The sequence below is a fragment of the Acidimicrobium ferrooxidans DSM 10331 genome (assembly GCF_000023265.1).
Taxonomy (GTDB): Bacteria; Actinomycetota; Acidimicrobiia; order Acidimicrobiales; family Acidimicrobiaceae; genus Acidimicrobium; species Acidimicrobium ferrooxidans.
Map to the genome: position 1 here is coordinate 1972641 of NC_013124.1, position 19598 is coordinate 1992238.

Genomic DNA, 19598 nt, shown 5'->3' on the forward strand with positions numbered 1-19598 from the left:
CGTCGGTGAGCCCATCTGCGCAATGCTCGGCAGCGACGAGTCGCACGACACGCCGACCCGGTGGATTCGACCCGAAGGGCCGAGCCGCCCAGCGACCCACCGGAGCCGACGGCTCGCCCGGCATGCACCACGTCGCCCTCGCCAGAGGTGACAGGTCGCTCGGTCGGTAAGTCCACGCCGATGGCCCGGCGGATCGATCGTACGTTCTCACTCTCCGTGAAGTTTCTTCTCTCAGTGGTCGATACTCCTCCTGTACGCACCGATGACGGGTCGCACGGGCCCTGGAACCGGCGATCAAGGAGGAGCTATGCGTCGCCACGGATGGGTAGCAACAGTCGTCGCCAGCGCCGCGCTCGCGCTCGGCATCGTGGCCACTCCGGAAGTCGCCTACCGCACGCCAGCTGCACCCCGGCCGCAGACCCGAGCAGCGCTCGCAGCCCCCATCGTCGGGGTGGCCGCCGACCCAAGCGGCCAAGGCTACTGGGAGGTCGGCGCCGACGGCGGCATCTTCAACTTCGGCGGCGCGCCCTTCGATGGCAACACCTACACCTTGGGACTCACGGGTCTCGGTGGGTCACGTCCGCTCGCAGCTCCCATCGTCGGGATGGCCGCAACCCCCGACGGCAAGGGCTATTGGCTGGTGGCGGCCGACGGCGGGGTGTTCAGCTTCGGAGATGCTGGCTTCTACGGCAACACCTACACCTTGGGGCTCACGGGACTCGGTGGGTCTCGTCCGCTCGCTGCTCCCATCGTCGGGATCGTGCCCACCCCCGACGGCAAGGGCTATTGGCTGGTGGCCAAGGACGGGGGCGTCTTCAGCTTCGGAGACGCCGGCTTCTACGGCAACACCTACACCTTGGGGCTCACCGGTCTCGGTGGCTCTCGTCCGCTCGCAGCCCCGGTCGTCGGGATGGCCACAACCCCCGACGGCAAGGGCTATTGGCTGGTGGCGGCCGACGGCGGGGTGTTCAGCTTCGGAGATGCTGGCTTCTACGGCAACACCTACACCTTGGGGCTCACGGGACTCGGTGGGTCTCGTCCGCTCGCAGCTCCCGTCGTCGGGATCGACCCGAGCCCTACCGGTGCCGGCTACACCTTGGTCGCGGCCGACGGCGGGGTGTTCACCTTCGGGGACGCGAGCTTCGACGGCACCACCTACTCGATGGGCTACACGGGACTTGGGGGGTCACACCCGCTCCCTGGCGCCATCGTGGGGGCGGCCGAGGCCCCCGGGGACACCGGGTACTGGATGACCAGCGCGAGCGGCTCCATCTTCGCCTTCGGATCGGCACCGTTCGACGGGGACACCTCGACTATCGGCCTGACACCGACCGTCCAGAACGCCCTCGCCAACCCCAGCACGAACCTGGCCCCAACCTTCGACGCGGCCTGCTTCGAGCAGTTCCTCGCGAGCGGAACGGTTGGGTCGACCGCCTGTGATCAAGACGCCATCGCCGCCATCGATCAAGCCCACAGCGACGAGGGCCTCCCGCCGCTGTCGCTCCCGTCCAACTTCTACGCGCTCACGAACGCCGAGCAGCTCTTCGTGCTCGTGAACGAGGAACGGATCCAGCGAGGCCTCCCGGCGCTCTATGGGCTGGCAGGCACCTTGAACGCCGACGCGACCGCCGGTGCCCAGTCCAACAGCGACCCCGGCTTTGCGTTCACGCAGTCGTGGCCATGGCTTCCGGACGCGGGGAGCAACTGGGCAGGCGACTATGCGCCAGCGGCGAGCATGTTCGATTGGATGTACAACGACGGTTGGGGCGGATCCCAGGCCGCGACCTCGAACATCGACTGCACATCCGCAACGGCACCCGGGTGCTGGGGGCACCGTGCCAACATCTTGATCACCGTTCCCCAAGGCGCCGTCGGCGTGATGGGAGCCGCGAGCATCCCCGAGAGCACACTGGGTGCGAGTGGCTCCCCCTTCGAATCGGACACCATGGTGGTCGGATTCGTCCCAGCAGCGTCCGTCTCGGGCCTAACCTACACCTACACCTGGTCCGAGGCCGTCCAAGCCGGAGCCGATCCGCAGCCGTAGGCCAAGCCCAGCTTTCGAACTCAAAGGCGACGGCGACTCGCTGGCCGCCGTCAATCGCAGGACCTCCAGCAAGTCCGGATTACCAGAGACATGACGAGTATCATTCGGATACCAGGAATGGTACATCACGAACCGAATGGTACATCACGAACCGAAACGAGCTGACCTAGTGCAAACACCGAGCCCGGGCATCGATCCCTTAGGAGCCCTCACGGCATCGATATACGACTCGCCTCGGCTCTACGCCTTCCTCATCGGAAGCGGGGTGTCGACCGGAGCCAGACAGCCAAGCGCGTGGGAAATCCTAGACCAGCTAATAGCGCAGTATGCGTCAGCAACCAGTACCGATGTGCGCGCGCTTGGTCTAACACCAACCGAATGGTGGCAGCGCACTTTCGAATCTGACGCGGAATACAGCTCAGTCCTGGAGCGACTCGAACCCACAAGAGGAGGCCGCCAGCAACGCCTCGAGAAACTCTTCATCTCAAGCTCGCCTTCCGACGCCCACAGGCACTTGGCCAAGCTATGTTCGATTGGACACGTGCAGGTGATCATGACTACCAACTTCGATCGCCTGATCGAGGACGCACTAACTGAGCAGGCCGTCCGATTCCATGTGGTCGATCACAACAATGTCAAGGGAATGCAACCCCTTGTGCGCGGTGCCGTCACAGTAATTAAACTCAATGGCGACTATGCCGATCTTTACATGAAAAATACGAGAATGGCACTGTCTCACTACACGCGACCATTTACGACCCTAATAAAGCGAGTTTTGCAAGAATATGGGCTCGTGGTTGTTGGGTGGTCGGGTCGGTGGGATGAAGGGTTGCGAAAGCTGATTGAGAGCAACAGCGCACGCCTCTACCCTATGTACTGGGTCGCACATCATGGTCAGCTACATGACGAGGCACAGCGGTTGCTTGATCAGCGTGGTGCTTACAGGATTGACTCACACGGAGCTGACGACTTCTTCGGCCGGCTAGCCACAGGACTGGAGCGTCTCAGTCAACTAGCATACACACGTGCCAGGCCTATAAGAGCCTTACGAGGCGGCCGAGTATTCACCATTAGTAGTAATTGGAGTCCAGTTTCATCGCCAAGCACCCAAAGCGGCAAGTTGTGGATTCGCACTGCCGTCACACTCATGCCAGCCTCGCAGCAGGGAGTCGGTTATGTCGATGCCGCCGAAATGTGGGGATACATTGACACTCCAGAAAGAAGAGCGATCCGGACCGAACTTGCCGCCGCGCGGGCCGCGTATGACATTGCCAGTCTTGTTACTGTCGGCCAGCTAAATTCTGGGCTTCCGGTCGACATGCTGAATCAACAAATGGAATGGCACCTTTCGAAGACTGACCAGCTAGATCGAGATTCTGTTTACTTCGAACTTGACGCTCCGAAGAGTGACTACTGTACTTGTTCGGCGCGGTGTCGCGTTTATCTTGGGCCCGGGCGCCCTGAGCAACAGGGCAGCGCAATCATAGACATCGGCATAGGCGATCTCAAGGACCGCTCCAATCGACAGCGAAAGCTTGCTTTAGGAGAGCTCGCGATCATTTGGTTGGACCAGCTCGACGCTGCGATTCGAATTCTAACCGATGCACTTAGCAGTGCTACAGGTGGGATGGCAATGATTGATACAGTGGAATTCCACCTAGAATATCTGGGCAAGCCTGACGAACCGAGTATGGGTCTCGCTCACCACGTCGACTTCTCTCTTCTGGGAGTTGGAGGTCGCGACGCTCGAGCAGTGTCCTCTAAGTTTAGGCCAGCTGAACCCCTAACAGGCGCAGCAAAGCTGGATATCGTCATTGATGCAGTAAGGGATATAGCAATGAACACTGGGTTTCACGACCCAGACATTGGGATTGGCCGCTTAAGGAGCGAACTCGATAGCCTGCCTCGACAAGCTTAATTACCGATCCCAAACAAATCCATAACGGCTCAATGACGGCGCCTTTATATCGCTGCTGACGCATGTGACCGACCCCCGAAGCCGAGTCAAGGAGCCGTAACGTGGCGACTTCGGGCTCACTGGCCTCCCCCCTCCAGGTTGAGACCTGCTATAGGAGGAAGGGATGAGCCAGACACCGAGCCCACCACCGGGCGACGGACCAGCTCGACGACGACGGGGCCGTTACCCGAGCCAGTTCCGTAGGGACGCCGCAGCGTTGGTCCTCGACCAGCACCGAACCATCGCTGAGGTCGCTCGCGAACTCGGCGTGAACGAGCAGACCCCTGGTAACTCACGTGCGCCTAGAACGCATCCACCGAGGTGAGCGAGAGGGCCTAACAAGCGCGGAGCGCGAGGAGTTGACACTGCTGAGTCGGCAGGTCACACAGCTCACCATGGAATGCGAGCCGGCGAAGCGAGCGATGTCTCACTCGGTGAATGAGGGGGACAGTGGGCCGTTACCACTCAGATCTCCCGCTAGGAGACCAATGGCTTCTCCGTGGCGGCGCCAGCACGAGTCATCGGGGTCTCCCCCCTGGTTGAACCGCCCCGGGTTTCGTGCACACTTCGTTACGTGTGAACGGTCTCGGACTCGGCCGCTAGGCGGCCATAGTACTCCTGCTCGACCTCAATGGGTGGACCGCGCCCCAGCCGGTGCATGAGCCTGCGCGTGTTGTACCAGTTCACCGAGGCTCTGGTCTCCTCCTCAAGGTCCGTGAGGCTGGTAAGAGGCCCGCGCGCAAAGGGTGGGCCAGGCCGCACGCACACGGTTGTGGAGAGACCGATCGTGGTCTCGGCGAGCGCAGTGTCGTAGGCGTCCCCGACGGAGCCGATCGAGGCCACCATGCCTGCCAACAGGAGCGATTCACCAACATGCACGGCCGTCGCGGCAGAGCCTGCATCCGAGTGATGGATCGTGCTCCCGGTGAGGGGGTGCCCCTCGCGTGCTTGTCGGCCCTCGGCCATGCGCAGGGCACGCTCGACGAGTCGGGTGTCGTGGCGACAGGAGCAGGCCCACCCCACGATGGTGCCGGCGAAGGCGTCGATCACGAAGGCCGTGGTGGCACGCCGCCCGTGAGCCGGACGTCGGTGAAGTCCGCCACGCACAGCTCGTCGGGTCGCTCCCGTCGGAAGTCCCGGTTGACGAGGTCCGGGGCGATCTCGGCCTTGGGGTCTCGCATGTCGTGCGTTGCCGTGCACCTGTCGCACCCCGCACCAGCCATCAGCGCGCGCGAGCCGTTGCAGCGTGCAGCGGGCAACCGGGATCCCCTGGCGGCGCAGAGAGGCCCACACCTTGGTCGCCCCTAAGAGCGACTCCGGCGGACGGCGACCTTTAGCGTCGGGCTCATAGATGCCGGCAAGGATCTCGCTGATGGCGCTCTCTCAGAGGCAACGGCGCGACGGGGCTCGGCCAAGGTGGGCGTCGTAGGTCCTGGGAGCGATCGCACTGTGCGTGCGCTCTCGAGCGCTCGGACAATCGGAGCGACCCCGTAGGCCCGTCGGTGCTGCGTGATGAAGTCGCAGATCACCGCTGGTGCGGATCCTCGCCCGCGCGAAGAACGTTGTCGCTGCCTTCAAGATCTCGATCCGAGCGCTCGAGTTCAGCGCGTTCGTGCGCTTCGAGCGCTCGGATCTCGGCTGTGGTCGGTGGTGATGCCCGGCCGCTCGCCTGCGTTGACTCGGTACTGGTAGAGCTACGTGCGCAGCGTCTCTGGTGCCATGGGGAGCCGTCCGGACACTGCCTCGATCGCTGCCCATTGACTCGGATACTCGCTGCGGTGCTCGAGCACGAGGCGGATCGCCTGTTCCTTCGTCTGCTGGTCCCATCTGCTGGCCATGATCTATCCTTCCCTTCTCTCCAATGGAAGTGTGCATCAAAGCCGGGGTGATTCAGGTTGTACTACCCCTGGCGACACCGTCGGGACGAGGCGAGGATCCCGAGCACCTGGTGCTCGCGAGCGAGCCCCACGCCATCTGGCACGAGAGCGACGGCACCTACGCCAAGTCCCCGCATCACCCACGAGCTGCGACACGCGGTTACTGCGTCAACCACAAGCGGGTGGAGCGCATGATGCGCGAGCTCGAGATAGCAGCGTGTCTACTCCGCCGCTTCGTGCGTACCACGACGCGGCAAGAGGACGCACCCCTCCCAGACCTCGTCTGTCAGGACTTCGCTCCTGGTGAGCCAGCGCGTCGCTCTGTGAGCGACATCACCTACGTCCGCACCGACGAGGGCTTCTGCTACCTCGCCACGGAGGTGGATCTCGGATCAGGCGGATCGTGGGCTGGTCACTCGAGCGTCGCATGCCCGATGGGCTGGTGATCCAGGCGATCCGCGGAGCCCTCGGGACTCGGGGCAGCCTGAGGTGCCCCAGATTTCGTAGACACCCAGGTTACTTCACGCGAGCCTCCTCCGCGACGAGGTGCTCGAAGACGACTGGGGCAAGGTAGCCGATCTTCGAGCAGCTGCGCTGGTGGTTGTAGAACTGGATGTAGCTCTGTATGCCGCGGCGCAGCTCGGCGAGGTCGCCAAAGGCGTGGCGGTAGAAGAACTCGTGTTTGAAGATCGACCAGAAGGACTCCGCGCTCGCGTGGTCGTAGCAGGTGCCGGTTCGCCCCATGGAGCGCGTGATCCCGTGTCGGGCACAGAAGGCCACAACTCGATGGTCGCTGAACTGACTCCCTCGGTCGGTGTGCCAGATGACCCCCTGCGCGTGGGACCCACGCACCGCGACGGCCTGGCCGAGGGCCTCGAGCACGAGCGTGGTCTCCATGCGCTCCGCGACGCTCCATCCGAGCACCCGCCGCGAGTGCTCGTCGCGCACCACACACAGGTATGCCATCGCGCCGGCGAGAGCGAGGTAGGTGATGTCCGAGGTCCAGAGGGCGTGCAGGCGCCCCGGGTCGAACTTCCTGGCAACGAGGTCTGGTGGGTAGATCGCCTTCGGATCGGCGTGGGTGGTCGCTGGGCGGAACCTCCTGGGGCTGATACCGGCGATGCCGCGCCTGGCCATCGCTGCTGCCACCGTGTTGTGGCTCGTCACCACGCCAGCGGCTCAGAGTGCCGCCGTGATCCGTCGTGCGCCGTAGGTGCCAGAGGATGCCTGGTGGACCGCGACCACTCGGTCCTCGAGGTCGCGTCTCGCACATGCCCGACGCGACGGTGCTACCTGGGTGCGTCGCCATCGGTCGTAGCCAGCCCGGGAGACCTCGAGGAAGCGTGCCATCCGCTTGATCTTGAAGCGAGCGTACTCCGCCTCCATCAGCGCGAATCTCTCTTGCGTGGTGGCTTCGCGGCGAAGTACGCGGCTGCTTTTCCCAGGAACTCGTTGTCCTTGCGCAGCTCCTCGAGCTCCCTGCGCAACCTGATGAGCTCGGTGCGCTCCTGCGCCGTGAGGGGCGGGCTGCCAGTGGCGTTTGCTGCTTCGATCCGCCTGCGCTCCTCCCGCACCCATCGATAGAGGTTGTGCTCCCCGATCGCGAGCTCACGGGCCACCTCTGGGACGCTCCGGCCGCTGTCGATGACCCGGTGGGCCGCCTCGGTCCGGTACTCCAGGGTGAACTTCCTTCTCGACGTCCCCATCGACCTCCCCTTCCCTCTGCCATGGTACGTGTGACTTACGACGTGTCAACGGAATCTGGGGCGGCTCAGCCTGGCTGGGGCGATCTTCCACAGCGATCGCGAGTGGCGTCCCACCAAGTGGTGTAATTTCTGGGCGGCCTGCACTCCAGGAGGGCGGGCCACCGGGCGATCTCTGGCGTGTCAGTCAACAGCTCGCCAGAGGAGGTATCCAGTGGCCCTGACCCGTTCCGACTTTACCCACTTGCTCTGGCGCCATCAGAGCGGGCGGTGACATCGACGTCATCCGGGAGGGGGTGGAGCTCGTGCTCCAGGCCCTCATCGAGCGAGAGGCTGCGGCGGTCATTGGCGCTGGCCGCTACGAACGAGGCGAGGGACGCCAGACGCAAGCGCAACGGCTACCGCGACCGTCTGCTCGTCACCAAGGCCGGCGACGTGGAGCTACACATCCCGAAGCTCCGCCGGGGGAGCTTCTTCCCGAGCATCCTCGAGCGCCGCCGTCTGAGTCGATCGTGCCCTCTACGCGGTCGTCATGGAGGCCTACGTCTGAGGGAGTCAGTACCCGCAAGGTCGACGACCTCGTCACGGCCCTCGGTGGGACGGGGATCTCGAGGAGCGAGGTCTCCCGGATCGTCGCCTCCCTCGACGAGGAGCTGGCAGGGTTCCGTACCCGCAGGCTGGACCATCTCGAGTTCCCCTACCTCTTCGCCGATGCCACCTACGTCAAGGGCCGCCTCGAGCACCAGGTGGTCTCCCGTGCCGTCGTGACCATCACGGGCGTGAATGCCACTGGGGACCGCGAGGTCCTTGGCGTCGCCGTCGGGGATGGGCAGACTGAGAGCTTCTCGCCCGAGTGCGCGAGGGAGCTCAGGGATCGTGGCCTCAGTGGTGTGCGCCTCGTCAGCTCCGATGCCCATCGGGGGCTCACCAACGCCATTGCCAGGTGCTTCATCGGGGCGAGCTGGCAGCGGTGCCGAGTGCAGCGTGCGCGATGTGCTCAGCCGCATTCCGAAGGGGAGCTGAGGAGATGGTCCTGGCCCCAGATCCGCACGATCTTCGCTCAGCCGTCCCCGGGAGCGGTACGTACCCAGTACGACCAGGTCATTGACTCCCTTGCCGCGAAGCTCCCAGCGGTTGCTGCCATGCTCGCCGAGGCCAAGGAGGAGGTCTGCACCTTCACGCACTTCCCGGAGGCCCACTGGCGAAAAATCTGGTCGACGAACCCGCTCGAGCGGGTGAACCATGAGATCAAGCGGCGCACCAACGTCGTCGGGGTCTTCCCGAACGACGCCGCTCTCCTGCGCCTCGTCACCGCGGTCGTGCTCGAGCAGCACGAGGAGTGGGCCGTTGCCGAGCGGCACTACCTGTCACAGGAGTCCATGGCCGAGCTCGGGACTGCCACGAGCGACGACGACACGGCGGGCACCTCCGAGACGCCTCGGCCCCCTGGCGCTCCTCCGGTGCTGCCGTCGCCCGCCGAGGAAGAGCCTGCAGTGGTAGGCTGAGGCCAGCCAGGGAGTGAATTTACACCACTCGGTGGGACGTGATCCGATCGCGCCATCCAGTACCTCTCCCGGAAGGTCCGGAGCCTACTTGCGACCCTCGGCATTCGCCAGTCAGTGGGCAGAGTTGCGACCTGCTACGACAACGCCGTGGCCGAGGCCTGCTTTGGGAGCTTGAAGCGCGAGCTTGTGGCTCGCTACCGCTTCGCGAACCTGGCCGAGGCCCGCTCGGCCATCGCGACCTGGATCCAGCGCTACAACACCGTCCGCTTGCACTCGACGCTTGGGTACCTACCGCCCGTGGAGTACGAGCTCTCCTGGGCCTGCAGGGAGGTGGCCGTGGCCCAAATTCAGCCTGTCAAGCAAATGAGGGGAAGCCCACACAGGTGAAGGCGGACTCGTTTGTTGGGGACTGTCAACATCGAGGAATTCGAGGGTGCCTTGGTCAATTCCAACACCCAGCACATCGCCAGCGCAGCCCCGGCAACGCCCTCAGACCATGCGGCATCATGCACCGTCTCGAGACCAGACCCTCTCGCCGCGACGATCAAGCGCGATCCGAAGCGTCGGGCGACGGGTCGGCACCGGATGGAGTCCCACTCGTGTCCTCGTCATCGACGACGCCGAGCCCACCCCGATCGCGAAGCAGGTCCGCCGCCACCGACCGCACCTGGCGGTCTCGATCGGTGGCGGCAGCGCGGAGCGCGCGGTCGGCACGTGGGTCATCGAAGGCGCACAGCGCAACCACCGCCCGCCGTCGAACCGCCGGCTTGTCGTTGCGAGCTGCGTCGATGACGACGTCGAGACCCTCGGGCGCACCGATGGATCCGAGCGCGGCGATCGCCGCTTCGCGAACCCTGAGGTCCTCGTGGACACGAGCGCTGGTCACGAGCACTGCGACGTCGTCCCGATCGCCGACCTCGCCGAGGATCCAACAGGCCGCCTCGACGACGAGCGGGTCAGGGTCTCCGAGCAGGCCCCGCGCACGCTGATGCCCGATCGCAGAGGGACCCGCCCCCCACAGCGCCCCGACGCGGACGTCGGCGTCGTCGTGAGCGAGCAGCCAGGCGAGATCCTGCTCATCACCGCGGCGTGCCAGCGCGATCGCCGCCGTCCGAGCACTGCGTCCTCCTGCTGCCACCAGGGCGCGCAGCGTCGATACCGGTGCATCGAGGACATCCAATGGGTTCGCGCTACTCACGTATCGACCCTAGCGTCAGCCGCAGGACCGCACGAGCGGATCGGCTATCCCTCGGGCGCTACCTCACCGAGCGCCGTCCCAGATGACGAAAGACCAGCAGGGCCTGCGTCGGATGCCTCGATGGTGTCGAGCCAGGCGTCACTTGCGGCAACTCGTGCGGCCTCGTCGGGGATCGGCACCAACCGCGCGAGCACGAGATAGGCGACGGCCGTCGCAACGAGGCCCACGATCCAAGAAATGTCGACCCCACCGAGTGCGCGCGCGACGGGTCCGGTGTAGCTCACGGGGCCGAGTTGGCCCAGCACCATGAACGGAACCTCCGACGCAAAGCCAATGGCGTACGCGATCAAGCCCCGAGCACTCCAGGCACCGTAGATCCCAGTTGGGGTAAACAGATCACGAATGGCGTAGTGACCACGTCGGACGACGAAGAAGTCGACGAGGTTCGTCGCCGTCCACGGCACGAGCAGGTAGAGCATCAGCGTCAGCGCGGTCGCGACGGTGTTGACGGCGTTCTGGGTGATGAACTCTGCGATCGCGAACCAGACCACCGTGAGCACGACCGTCACGCCAAGGCGCCAACGCCGACTCGGCGTGATGCTCCGCACGCTGTCGATGGCGGTGAGCAGCGTGAGCGAGCCACCGTAGGCGTTCATCCCCATCGTGGCCACGAGTGCCGCCGCGGAGAGGATCGCCGTCACCGATCCGAGTCCCCCGACGACACCGTTGCCGGCGGCACGGAGTGCCGTGAGGCCGTCTTGGGCGTTGAGATGCACGGCCAACCAAGCACCCAGCGCAATGAGCCACACCGCGCTCGCGGAGGCACCGAAGAAGACCGAGGCGATCACCCGACGCGTCGGCGTGGACACCGGGAGATAGCGCGAGTAGTCGGAGACGTAGGGCGCGTAGGTGATGTTGTAGGCCGCGGACGCGGAGAACTCCGCCATGAACCCGACGGTCGTGAAGCCGAGGTGGGAACTCGCCACGTGGCTGCCGTGCACGGAGCCAAGCAGCACCGCGACGGACACGATGGCCATGAAGGGGAACGACGCGATGAGCAGAGCCCGAAAGGCACGGTGGACCCAGTCATGGCCCAAGATGGCGAGGGTGGCGGCGATCAGCGTCGAGCCCACGGCGACGACCTCGGCATTCCAGCCGTACGCGCTCGAGAGTCCATCGGCCAAGAGCACCTGGTCGGTCACGTTGAAGGCAACGTAGGTGAACAGTGCCGCAAACAGCACGACGATCACGCCGCGATAGCCGAACTGTGCTCGCGACTGGATCATCTGCGGCAGACCCAAGCGCGGGCCCTGGGAGCCGTGGAACGCCATGAAGAACGTCCCCACGACGATGCCCAACGTGCCAGCGAGGATCGTCCAACCGACCGACAATCCGAGTCCTGGCCCGATGAAGCCGATCGGGATCGTGAAGTACTGGAAGTTACCGAGGAACCACAGCGGCGCCTGATGCCACAGCTTGCCATGGCGCTCCCGAGTCGGCACCCAGTCGATGGAGCGGGCCTCGATGATGGGCTGCGCTCGCGAGGCGTCGGAATCCATGGATCGATCCTATCAAGGGCAGCATCCACGTGAAGGCAAACCGAGCATCATTCGTTATCTCTCACGCAACGATGGCCCGCGCGTCACGGCGGCGCGGGCCGTCATCGCCCGCCGATACAGCGCAGGCCGACGACGACGCCAGGCAGGCCGTGCATCGAGGGCGTCGGTGAGCGCCTGGTCGACGACGAGGGTGGCGACGCCACCAAGGGGCGCTACCGCCACCGTGCCGAGCCCGTCTCGGCCGCCAGGAGCGACGACGCCGGCGATCGTGGGGCCCGCCCCACCGGGCTCGACAGCAGCCACCGCGACGACGAGATCCGACTCGATCGCCCGTGCGAGCGAGAGTCGAAACGGCGCACGCGGATCGCCGTCGCGAGGCGCGAGTTCGCTCGTGGTGAGCGGGCGAAGCACTGGGGCAAGCTCCGGGTCGACCCGGACGATACTGACGAGGAGGAGCCACGCGCCCGCCTCGGCTGCCCTTCGGGCGATGCGCCAATCGAGGAGACCCTCGGCCCCGGCGACGGCAACCCCACCCGGAAGGACGACGGGAGCATCGTTCGGGGCAGCTCGCAGGTCGCTCGCCGTATCGAGCACTCGTCGCTCACCACCGGGCATGTGCACGAGCGCAACGACACGACAGCCAGCCACGCGCGACCACGGCTCGAGCCACCCAAGCTCGTCGTCGTGCTCGACGGTGAGCGCCGGGAGCACCAGCAGCTCGGCGGCGTTCGGCTGGCCTTCGAGGATCGCACGGAGGTCCTCGACAGCGACGGGGCGCGCAAGACGCATCGCCCCGACACGACGACCGACCGGGATGGCCGACCATCGAGCACCGGCTCGCTCCGCCAGCGCCGCTCGCGACCACTCGCCAGCGCTCGAGAGGAGCTCGCGAGGCACGCCCAGCGACGGTGCGGCACGGGGCCGCCTCGCCTCCACGTCGGCCAGGACCACCCCTGGGCCATCGCGTGAGGCGACGATCGTCCCGTCGGGTGCGATGATGCAGCCACCTCCGCCGAAGCGCACGCCGCGTTCGGTGCCCACACGATTGGCGACGACCATCGTCGCACCGACATCACGAGCGCGCACCCACCACGCCAGCGCGGGCGTGCGCTCCTCGGGCCACGCCGTCGGCACGGCAACCACTGCCGGATCGCGCCCGAGTACCGCGAGTGGCTCGGGAAGATCGAGATCGGCGCAGATGACGAGGCCGACGATGGCGTCACCCACCTCCATGGTGACGCCCGGCTCGTCGCCTGGTACCGCCCACACCGTGTCGTCAACCCACAGATGTGCCTTTCGGTAGGTCGCCTCGAGACCCTGGGCCGAGACGACGACAGCGCTGTTGTACAGGGAGCCATCCGGAGCCTGCTCGACGATCCCCGCGACCACCGTGGTCGCTTCGCCCGCGAGCGCCTCGACGATCGCAGCAACCGTGGGGCCGTCGGCAACCTCTGCGACCGCGCGCGCCTCCTCGCGAGTGAGCAGATAGCCGGTCACGGAGAGTTCCGGCGCCACGACGAGAGATGCGCCACGAGCAACGGCGGCCGCGACGCGCGCTTGGAGTCGCTCCCTTCCGTGCGCTGGGTCGAGCGCTCCTGCAGCCTCGATGATCGCAGCGACACGCACGCGGACCTCACTCAGGCGCGAGTGCGCGCGTCGACGATGGCCGCGAGCGCGATCGACGCCGCGACCGAGGCGTTCAGCGAGGCGACGGTCGCCGCCAACGGGATCGCCGCCGTGACGTCCACCCCGCGGCGGACCAACGGCGCGAGTCCGCGCCCTTCGGCGCCGACGACGAGCGCGAGGCGCTCCGTGGCGAGGGTGAGCGAGAAGACGCTCGTCGCGGCGTCGGCGTCGAGCCCAACGCTCCACACCCCGCGCGCTCGGAGTCGACGAAGCGCGGCCGGGATCGACGACACCAGAGCGAAGCGCAGCCACTCGACCCCACCGGCTGCGACCTTGGTGACGGTCGGTGTGAGCGGAACGCTCCGGTAGCGCGGCAACACCACGCCGTCGGCGCCGAACGCGGCGGCACTGCGGAGCACCGCCCCGAGGTTGTGCGGATCCTCGAGATGATCGACCACGACGAGCAGCGAACCGTCGGCGAGACCGTCGAGGCCCACATCGACCACCGGGTCGCAGTCGGCGAGGACCCCCTGGTGCACCTCGGTGCGCGCGACGCGCTCGAAACGTTCTGGCGGCAGGAGCTCCACGGGGACGCCAGCGCGCGCCGCGGCCTCGATGATCGCCTCCGGCTCACGCCCGGCCTCGACGATCACGCGCCTGACGCGACGGCGCCCAGCCCGGAAGCACTCGAGGACCGCGCGCCTCCCCTCGACTCGTTCACCGCCGAGCCCACGGCCACCACGAGGGTGCACATCAGTCCTCGGCATCGACCACGCCTTCGAGCAGCACGACCGCGAGCGCAGCGACGCCCTCGCCACGACCGAGCGCACCGATGCCTTCCGGATGCTTGGCCTTGACGAGCGCTGGCGCCGCGACGACACCCTCGATCGTGCGGGCCATCCGGGCGAGATACGGCGAGAGCTTCGGTGTCTCGCACACGATGGTCGCGTCGACCTGCACGACCCGAAGACCTCGACCCCGCACGAGCCGAACACAGCCCGCGAGCAGCTCCAAGGAGTCGGCTCCGCGAAAGGCCGGGTCGGTGTCGGCATAGAGGTCGCCGATGCCACCGATCCCAGCGGCGCCGAGCATCGCATCTGCCACCGCGTGACAGAGTGCGTCCCCGTCGGAGTGTGCCCGCAGGCCAGGCCCAGGCACCGTCACCCCGCCGAGCACCAACGGCCGTCCGGGTTCGTCGGAGCGCGGATGCTGGTCGAGCCCCAACCCGACGCGCACACCGATGAGATCTCGCAGGTCGCGTCGCGTCGTGACCTTGCGCGCAGACGGGGACCCGTCGACCACCTCCACGGTCCAGCCCAGCTGCTCGGCGACGACCGCGTCGTCGGTGCCCTCCAGCCCTGAGCCGATCACCCCAGCCAGCACGCCGTAGTGGAAGCCCTGCGGTGTCTGGATCGCGCGGAGGTGGGCTCGCTCGAGCGTGCGGGTCACCCGACCGTCGCGCACCTCCTTGATCGTGTCCGCAACGGGAAGGGCCGGGACGACGACCGCTGCACCGTTCGCAAGACGGGCGATGACCCTCTCGAACAGCGACACCGGTGCCAACGGGCGTGCCGCGTCGTGCACCAGGACGAACTCCGGCGCGCCCTCGAGGGCCGCAAAGGCCCGGCGGACCGACTCAGACCTCGTCCTCCCGCCGACAACCGTCGTCGCCCCTTCGACGACCCGATCGACCTCCGGCGGGAGCGCCACGATCACCTGCGACGACACCGCGCGCGCGGCCTCGACCGCATGCTCGACCAGCGATCGATTGCCGAGCGCCTCGAACTGCTTCGGGCCACCGAAACGACTCCCTTGCCCCGCCGCGACGACGAGGGTGGCGACCGCCACCGCGCCCTACGCGAGGGCCTTGTCGAGTCGAGCCTCCGCTTCCTCGGGCGCGACGTCGAGGGCGAAGGTCAGCTCGGAGACCAACACCTGGCGCGCCTTGGCGAGCATGCGGCGCTCCCCGGCCGAGAGCCCCTTGTCGTGATCGCGCAGCGTCAGGTTGCGCACCACCTCGGCGACCTGGTAGATGTCGCCGGACTTGACCTTCTCGAGGTGGTTCTTGTAGCGCCGCGACCAGTTCGCGGGCATGCGCACGTCCTTCTTCCCCAGAACGGCGAAGACCTCTTCGACCTCTTCGTCGTTGATCACCTCGCGCAGGCCGACCTCGTCGACGGCGTCGACGGGCAAGCGTACGGTGAGATCGCCATAGGCCACCGTGACGACGAAGTACTCCTTGGCCTCACCGAAGGCCTCGACGACCTCCCGTCCGGTGATCACAGCGGCACCATGCTGCGGGTAGACGACCTTGTCACCGACGTCGAATGGCACAGCTTCCTCACTTTCCCGACGCCCTCGTGCGCGTCGGGCTCACTCGTAGCGCTTCCAGTATACCAGGTCGATCAGGGTGAAAGTCCAGGTCACCTGGCTATTCGTAGGACCTGAGGTGAGCCACGACCGCCTTGGCCCAGTCGGGATCCACGCCAGCCACGGTCGCCAGCTCGTCGGGTTCCATGCTCGCCAACGCATGCAGCGAACCGACTCGCTCCTCGATACGCGCGGCGATCGATCGCGGCAGCCGCGGCACGTGGTGCAGCAGCCTGGAGCCCTTCGACGGCAGGTTCACGCCGAGGAGCTCACCGTCGTAGAGATCCTCGTGCGCGAGCGAGACGCAGCGCGCGCGCTCGGCGACGTGACGCGCCAGCTGGACGACGTTCATGAGCTCGTCGAGATCCAGCGACGCCAAGAGCTCCTTGATGTCGCGCACCTCGCCCTCGTCGCACACCCCCAGAAAGTCCCGGAGGACATCGGTGTAGTCGCGGTCGAAGTCGAGGGTGATCTCGGCCGCCTGCAGTGCGACGAGGCGTCCGTCCGCACCGAGTTCGACCAGATAGCCGTCGATCTCCTCCCGAATCCGACGCACCATCTCGGCTCGCTGCAGCACGAAGACCACGTCGCGCAAGCTGACCTGCTCGCGCAACTCGAGCCCGTTCAGTTGCTCGAGCACCTGGTCGAGGCGCCCCCGATAGCGCTCGAGCGTCGAGAGCGCCTGGTTCGCGCGCGAGAGCAGCTGGGGGATGGGCTGCAGCGTGCGCTTCTCGCGGCGTCGATACACGGAGATCACCGACAGCTCCTCCGAGACCGCCACGACCGTAGCGTCCACGCTCTCTGCCACACGCTCGGCGGTACGGTGGCGCGTGCCCGTCTCACTGGTCGGAAGGCGTGGATCGGGCACGAGGTGCACGTTCGCTCGCACGATCTGCGACCCGTGCGAGGACAGGATGATCGCGCCATCCATCTTGGCGAGCTCGAACAGCCGCTGTGGGGTATAGGCGGCCTCGATGAGGAAGCCGCCGGTACAGAGCTCGAGGACCTCGGGCGAATCGCCCAGCACGACGAGCGCTCCCATGCGCGCCAGCAAGATGCGGTCGAGCCCTTGGCGCAGGGGCGTCCCTGGAGCGACGCTCCGCAGTGCCTCCTCGATGCCCGCGCCTTCCACGCTGCTCCCTCCGTCAGACGCAGGAACCGGCACCCCGGTCGCGCTCTCGAAGCCTCGTGGAGCGCGCCGTGCGACAGCGCGCTCCACCGACTACTCCTGTGGGTTCGAGCCGGCCAGCTCCATCGGGGGCGGCTCGAGTCCCTCCATCACCCGGAAGACGATCTCCTCGCCCTCCACATCGACGACCACCATGTCGCCCGCCTTGAACTCTTGGTGCAAGAGGCGCTCGGCGAGGGGATCCTCGACGAGTCGCTGGATGGTACGCCGCAGCGGTCGAGCTCCGAGTTCTCGATCGTAACCACGATCTGCCAGGAAGCCCTTGGCGGCTTCGGTCAGCTCGATGCCGATCCCCTTCGCCTGGAGCTGATCTTGCACCCGGCGGAACAAGAGGCTCACGATCGCCATGACCTCGTCGCGACGAAGCTCGTGGAACACGATCACCTCGTCGATACGGTTCAAGAACTCCGGCTTGAAGTGCGTCTTCAGCGCCTCGTTCAGCCGCATCTTCATCCGCTCGTGGTTGACGTCCTCCGAGGACTTCGCGAAACCGACCTGGGCGCGGTGCAGGTCCTGCGTCCCGAGGTTCGACGTCATGATGAGGATGGTGTTCTTGAAGTCGACCGTGCGACCCTGCGCATCCGTCAGGCGACCGTCCTCGAGAATCTGGAGCAAGGTGTTGAAGATGTCGGGATGCGCCTTCTCGATCTCGTCGAAGAGCACGACGGAGAACGGCCGACGCCGAACCGCCTCGGTCAGCTGACCACCTTCGTCGTAGCCGACGTAGCCCGGCGGCGCACCGACGAGGCGAGCGACCGTGTGCTTCTCCATGTACTCGCTCATATCGAGCTGGATCAGCGCGTCCTGGTCGCCGAAGAGGAACTCGGCCAGCGTCTTGGCGAGCTCCGTCTTGCCCACGCCCGTCGGGCCGAGGAAGATGAACGAGCCCGATGGACGACGGGGGTCCTTCAACCCAGCGCGCGTACGACGGATGGCTCGAGACAAAGCGCTGATGGCTTCTTCCTGCCCCACGATCCGATGGTGCAGCTCGTCCTCCATGCGCAGCAGCTTGGAGGTCTCTTCCTCGGTCAGCTGGTTGACCGGGATGCCCGTCCACATCGCGAGGACCTCGGCGATGACCTCCTCGTCCACGACGCCGAAACGCTCATCGCCCTCGCGCTTCCACGCCGCCTCGAGCTCGGCCTTGCGCGAGACGAGCTCGCTCTCGCGCGCCGCCAGCCGCTTGGCTTCGTCGAAGTTCTGACGGGCGATCGCGCCTTCCTTGTCACGACGCGTGCGGGTGAGGTCGTTCTCGACCTGTCGCAACTCGGGCGGGCTGGTGACGCGCTTGATGCGCAGCCGGCTCCCCGCCTCGTCGATGAGGTCGATGGCCTTGTCGGGCAAGAAGCGATCCGAGATGTAGCGGTCCGCCATGTTGGCGGCGGCCACCAGCGCTTCGTCGGTGATGGTGACGTTGTGGTGGGCCTCGTAGCGCTCACGGAGACCCTTCAAGATCTCGAACGTGTCCTCGATCGAGGGCTCGCCGACCTTGATCGGTTGGAAGCGCCGCTCGAGCGCAGCGTCCTTCTCGAGATGCTTGCGGTACTCGTCGATGGTGGTCGCCCCGATGGTCTGGAGCTCACCGCGGGCGAGCATCGGCTTCAGGATCGACGCGGCGTCGATGGCTCCCTCGGCCGCACCGGCACCGACGAGCGTGTGGATCTCGTCGATGAAGAGGATGATGTTCTCCTTGGTGCGGACCTCCTTGAGGACCTTCTTCAGGCGTTCCTCGAAGTCGCCCCGGTAACGGCTGCCCGCCACCAGCGCACCGAGGTCCAAGGTGTAGATCTGCTTGCCGCGCAAGGTGTCGGGCACCTCGCCAGCGACGATGCGCTGCGCGAGGCCCTCGACGATCGCCGACTTGCCGACCCCAGGCTCCCCGATCAGCACCGGGTTGTTCTTCTGACGACGCGAGAGAACCTGCATCATGCGCTCGATCTCGTTGTCGCGACCGACCACGGGGTCGAGCTTGCGGTCCCTCGCCATCTGCGTCAGGTTCCGACCGAACTGATCAAGAATGGGCGAACCACCGGGTGCGTCTTGCCCCTGGGACGGTCCGGCCCCTTGACCGACCGTGGGGCGACCCTCGGTCGACGACAGGATCTGCATCACCTGCTGGCGCACCCTGGTGAGGTCGACGCCAAGCGCGAGCAGCACCTTGGCCCCGGTCCCCTCACCTTCGCGCACGAGGCCGAGCAGCATGTGCTCGGTGCCGATGTAGTTGTGACCGAGCTGGAGCGCCTCGCGGAGCGAGTACTCGAGGACCTTCTTCGCTCGAACGGTGAATGCGGGGGAGTTCGGCGTCGGCCCTGGCGACGGCTCGGACTGGCGCGTCACCTCCTCGCGCAGCTGGTCGAGTGAGACACCCAGCGATTCGAGCGCCTTGGCTGCGATCCCTTCTCCCTCATGCACGAGACCCAGCAAGATGTGCTCGGTCCCGATGTAGTTGTGGTGGAGGAGCTTGGCCTCCTCCTGCGCGAGCACGAGCACTCGACGTGCCCGATCAGTGAATCGCTCGAACAAGTCTCTCGCCTCCTCGATCGGCACCTCCGGGTTGAGGACCCTTCGAC

At 66.2% G+C, this 19598-nt stretch carries 16 protein-coding genes and 2 pseudogenes; 6 read left to right on the forward strand and 12 right to left on the reverse strand.

The genetic code is table 11. The annotated features are described in order from the left end of the window. Positions 1 to 307 precede the first annotated feature (307 nt). The 3 genes from AFER_RS09755 to AFER_RS13020 all read left to right on the forward strand — a co-directional run bounded on the left by AFER_RS09755 (position 308) and on the right by AFER_RS13020 (position 4326). Positions 308 to 2044 (forward strand): spore germination YkwD domain-containing protein, encoded by a 1737-nt coding sequence (locus AFER_RS09755; protein WP_015799275.1) that lies wholly within the window; start codon positions 308 to 310, stop codon positions 2042 to 2044. Positions 2045 to 2585: 541 nt separating this feature from the next. After that, positions 2586 to 3962, forward strand: coding sequence for an SIR2 family protein (locus AFER_RS11805; protein WP_171788993.1), 1377 nt, complete (start codon positions 2586 to 2588; stop codon positions 3960 to 3962). A 163-nt stretch (positions 3963 to 4125) separates the two neighbouring features. Continuing rightward, positions 4126 to 4326 carry a transposase gene (locus AFER_RS13020; RefSeq protein WP_083769402.1) on the forward strand — a complete coding sequence of 67 codons (201 nt, stop codon included), beginning with the start codon at positions 4126 to 4128 and terminating at the stop codon, positions 4324 to 4326. Positions 4327 to 4571: 245 nt separating this feature from the next. Here the strand turns inward: AFER_RS13020 and AFER_RS09760 are convergent. Further along, positions 4572 to 5839, reverse strand: a pseudogene (locus AFER_RS09760) (IS3 family transposase). 110 nt (positions 5840 to 5949) lie between these two features. Here AFER_RS09760 and AFER_RS09770 point away from each other — a divergent pair. Next, positions 5950 to 6324 (forward strand): hypothetical protein, encoded by a 375-nt coding sequence (locus tag AFER_RS09770; protein WP_049755482.1) that lies wholly within the window; start codon positions 5950 to 5952, stop codon positions 6322 to 6324. 70 nt (positions 6325 to 6394) lie between these two features. Here AFER_RS09770 and AFER_RS09775 read toward each other — a convergent pair whose 3' ends face one another. From AFER_RS09775 to AFER_RS09780, 3 genes are read right to left on the reverse strand one after another with little or no spacing between them, the layout of a single operon-like run. Then, entirely contained in the window at positions 6395 to 7048 is a 654-nt protein-coding gene (locus tag AFER_RS09775) for an IS3 family transposase (protein WP_143712031.1), read from the reverse strand. A 9-nt stretch (positions 7049 to 7057) separates the two neighbouring features. Beyond that, positions 7058 to 7264, reverse strand: coding sequence for a hypothetical protein (locus AFER_RS12125; protein ID WP_143712027.1), 207 nt, complete (start codon positions 7262 to 7264; stop codon positions 7058 to 7060). Continuing rightward, positions 7264 to 7584, reverse strand: a complete 321-nt coding sequence (locus tag AFER_RS09780) for a transposase (protein ID WP_015799253.1) — start codon at positions 7582 to 7584, stop codon at positions 7264 to 7266. Before AFER_RS09780 ends, AFER_RS12125 begins: the two co-directional genes overlap by 1 nt. A 254-nt stretch (positions 7585 to 7838) precedes the next feature. On the opposite strand from AFER_RS09780, the pseudogene AFER_RS09785 reads away from it, so the two are divergent. Further along, positions 7839 to 9086 (forward strand): annotated as a pseudogene (locus AFER_RS09785) (IS256 family transposase). Between the two features lie 102 nt (positions 9087 to 9188). After that, the gene (locus AFER_RS13025; RefSeq protein WP_425358547.1) at positions 9189 to 9473 is read left to right on the forward strand and encodes an integrase core domain-containing protein; all 285 of its coding nucleotides are present in this window, start codon (positions 9189 to 9191) and stop codon (positions 9471 to 9473) included. 157 nt (positions 9474 to 9630) lie between these two features. Here AFER_RS13025 and AFER_RS11325 read toward each other — a convergent pair whose 3' ends face one another. The 8 genes from AFER_RS11325 to AFER_RS09835 form a co-directional block, all read right to left on the reverse strand. Further along, positions 9631 to 10284 (reverse strand): HEAT repeat domain-containing protein, encoded by a 654-nt coding sequence (locus AFER_RS11325; RefSeq protein WP_015799277.1) that lies wholly within the window; start codon positions 10282 to 10284, stop codon positions 9631 to 9633. Between the two features lie 44 nt (positions 10285 to 10328). Then, positions 10329 to 11843 carry a purine-cytosine permease family protein gene (locus AFER_RS09805; RefSeq protein ID WP_015799278.1) on the reverse strand — a complete coding sequence of 505 codons (1515 nt, stop codon included), beginning with the start codon at positions 11841 to 11843 and terminating at the stop codon, positions 10329 to 10331. 54 nt (positions 11844 to 11897) lie between these two features. Next, complete coding sequence (locus AFER_RS09810; protein WP_015799279.1) at positions 11898 to 13469, reverse strand: carbon-nitrogen hydrolase family protein; 1572 nt, start codon at positions 13467 to 13469, stop codon at positions 11898 to 11900. Positions 13470 to 13480: 11 nt separating this feature from the next. Continuing rightward, positions 13481 to 14236 carry a 23S rRNA (guanosine(2251)-2'-O)-methyltransferase RlmB gene (gene rlmB, locus AFER_RS09815; protein WP_015799280.1) on the reverse strand — a complete coding sequence of 252 codons (756 nt, stop codon included), beginning with the start codon at positions 14234 to 14236 and terminating at the stop codon, positions 13481 to 13483. Beyond that, positions 14223 to 15317, reverse strand: a complete 1095-nt coding sequence (ispF, locus tag AFER_RS09820) for a 2-C-methyl-D-erythritol 2,4-cyclodiphosphate synthase (protein WP_015799281.1) — start codon at positions 15315 to 15317, stop codon at positions 14223 to 14225. The genes rlmB and ispF overlap by 14 nt, the downstream gene beginning before the upstream one ends. Positions 15318 to 15323: 6 nt before the next feature. After that, positions 15324 to 15803 (reverse strand): CarD family transcriptional regulator, encoded by a 480-nt coding sequence (locus AFER_RS09825; protein ID WP_015799282.1) that lies wholly within the window; start codon positions 15801 to 15803, stop codon positions 15324 to 15326. Positions 15804 to 15900: 97 nt separating this feature from the next. After that, a complete protein-coding gene (disA, locus tag AFER_RS09830) occupies positions 15901 to 17058 on the reverse strand; it encodes a DNA integrity scanning diadenylate cyclase DisA (RefSeq protein ID WP_049755487.1) in 1158 nt (385 codons plus the stop codon). 3 nt (positions 17059 to 17061) lie between these two features. After that, a complete protein-coding gene (locus AFER_RS09835) occupies positions 17062 to 19551 on the reverse strand; it encodes an ATP-dependent Clp protease ATP-binding subunit (protein ID WP_015799284.1) in 2490 nt (829 codons plus the stop codon). Positions 19552 to 19598: the final 47 nt, after the last annotated feature.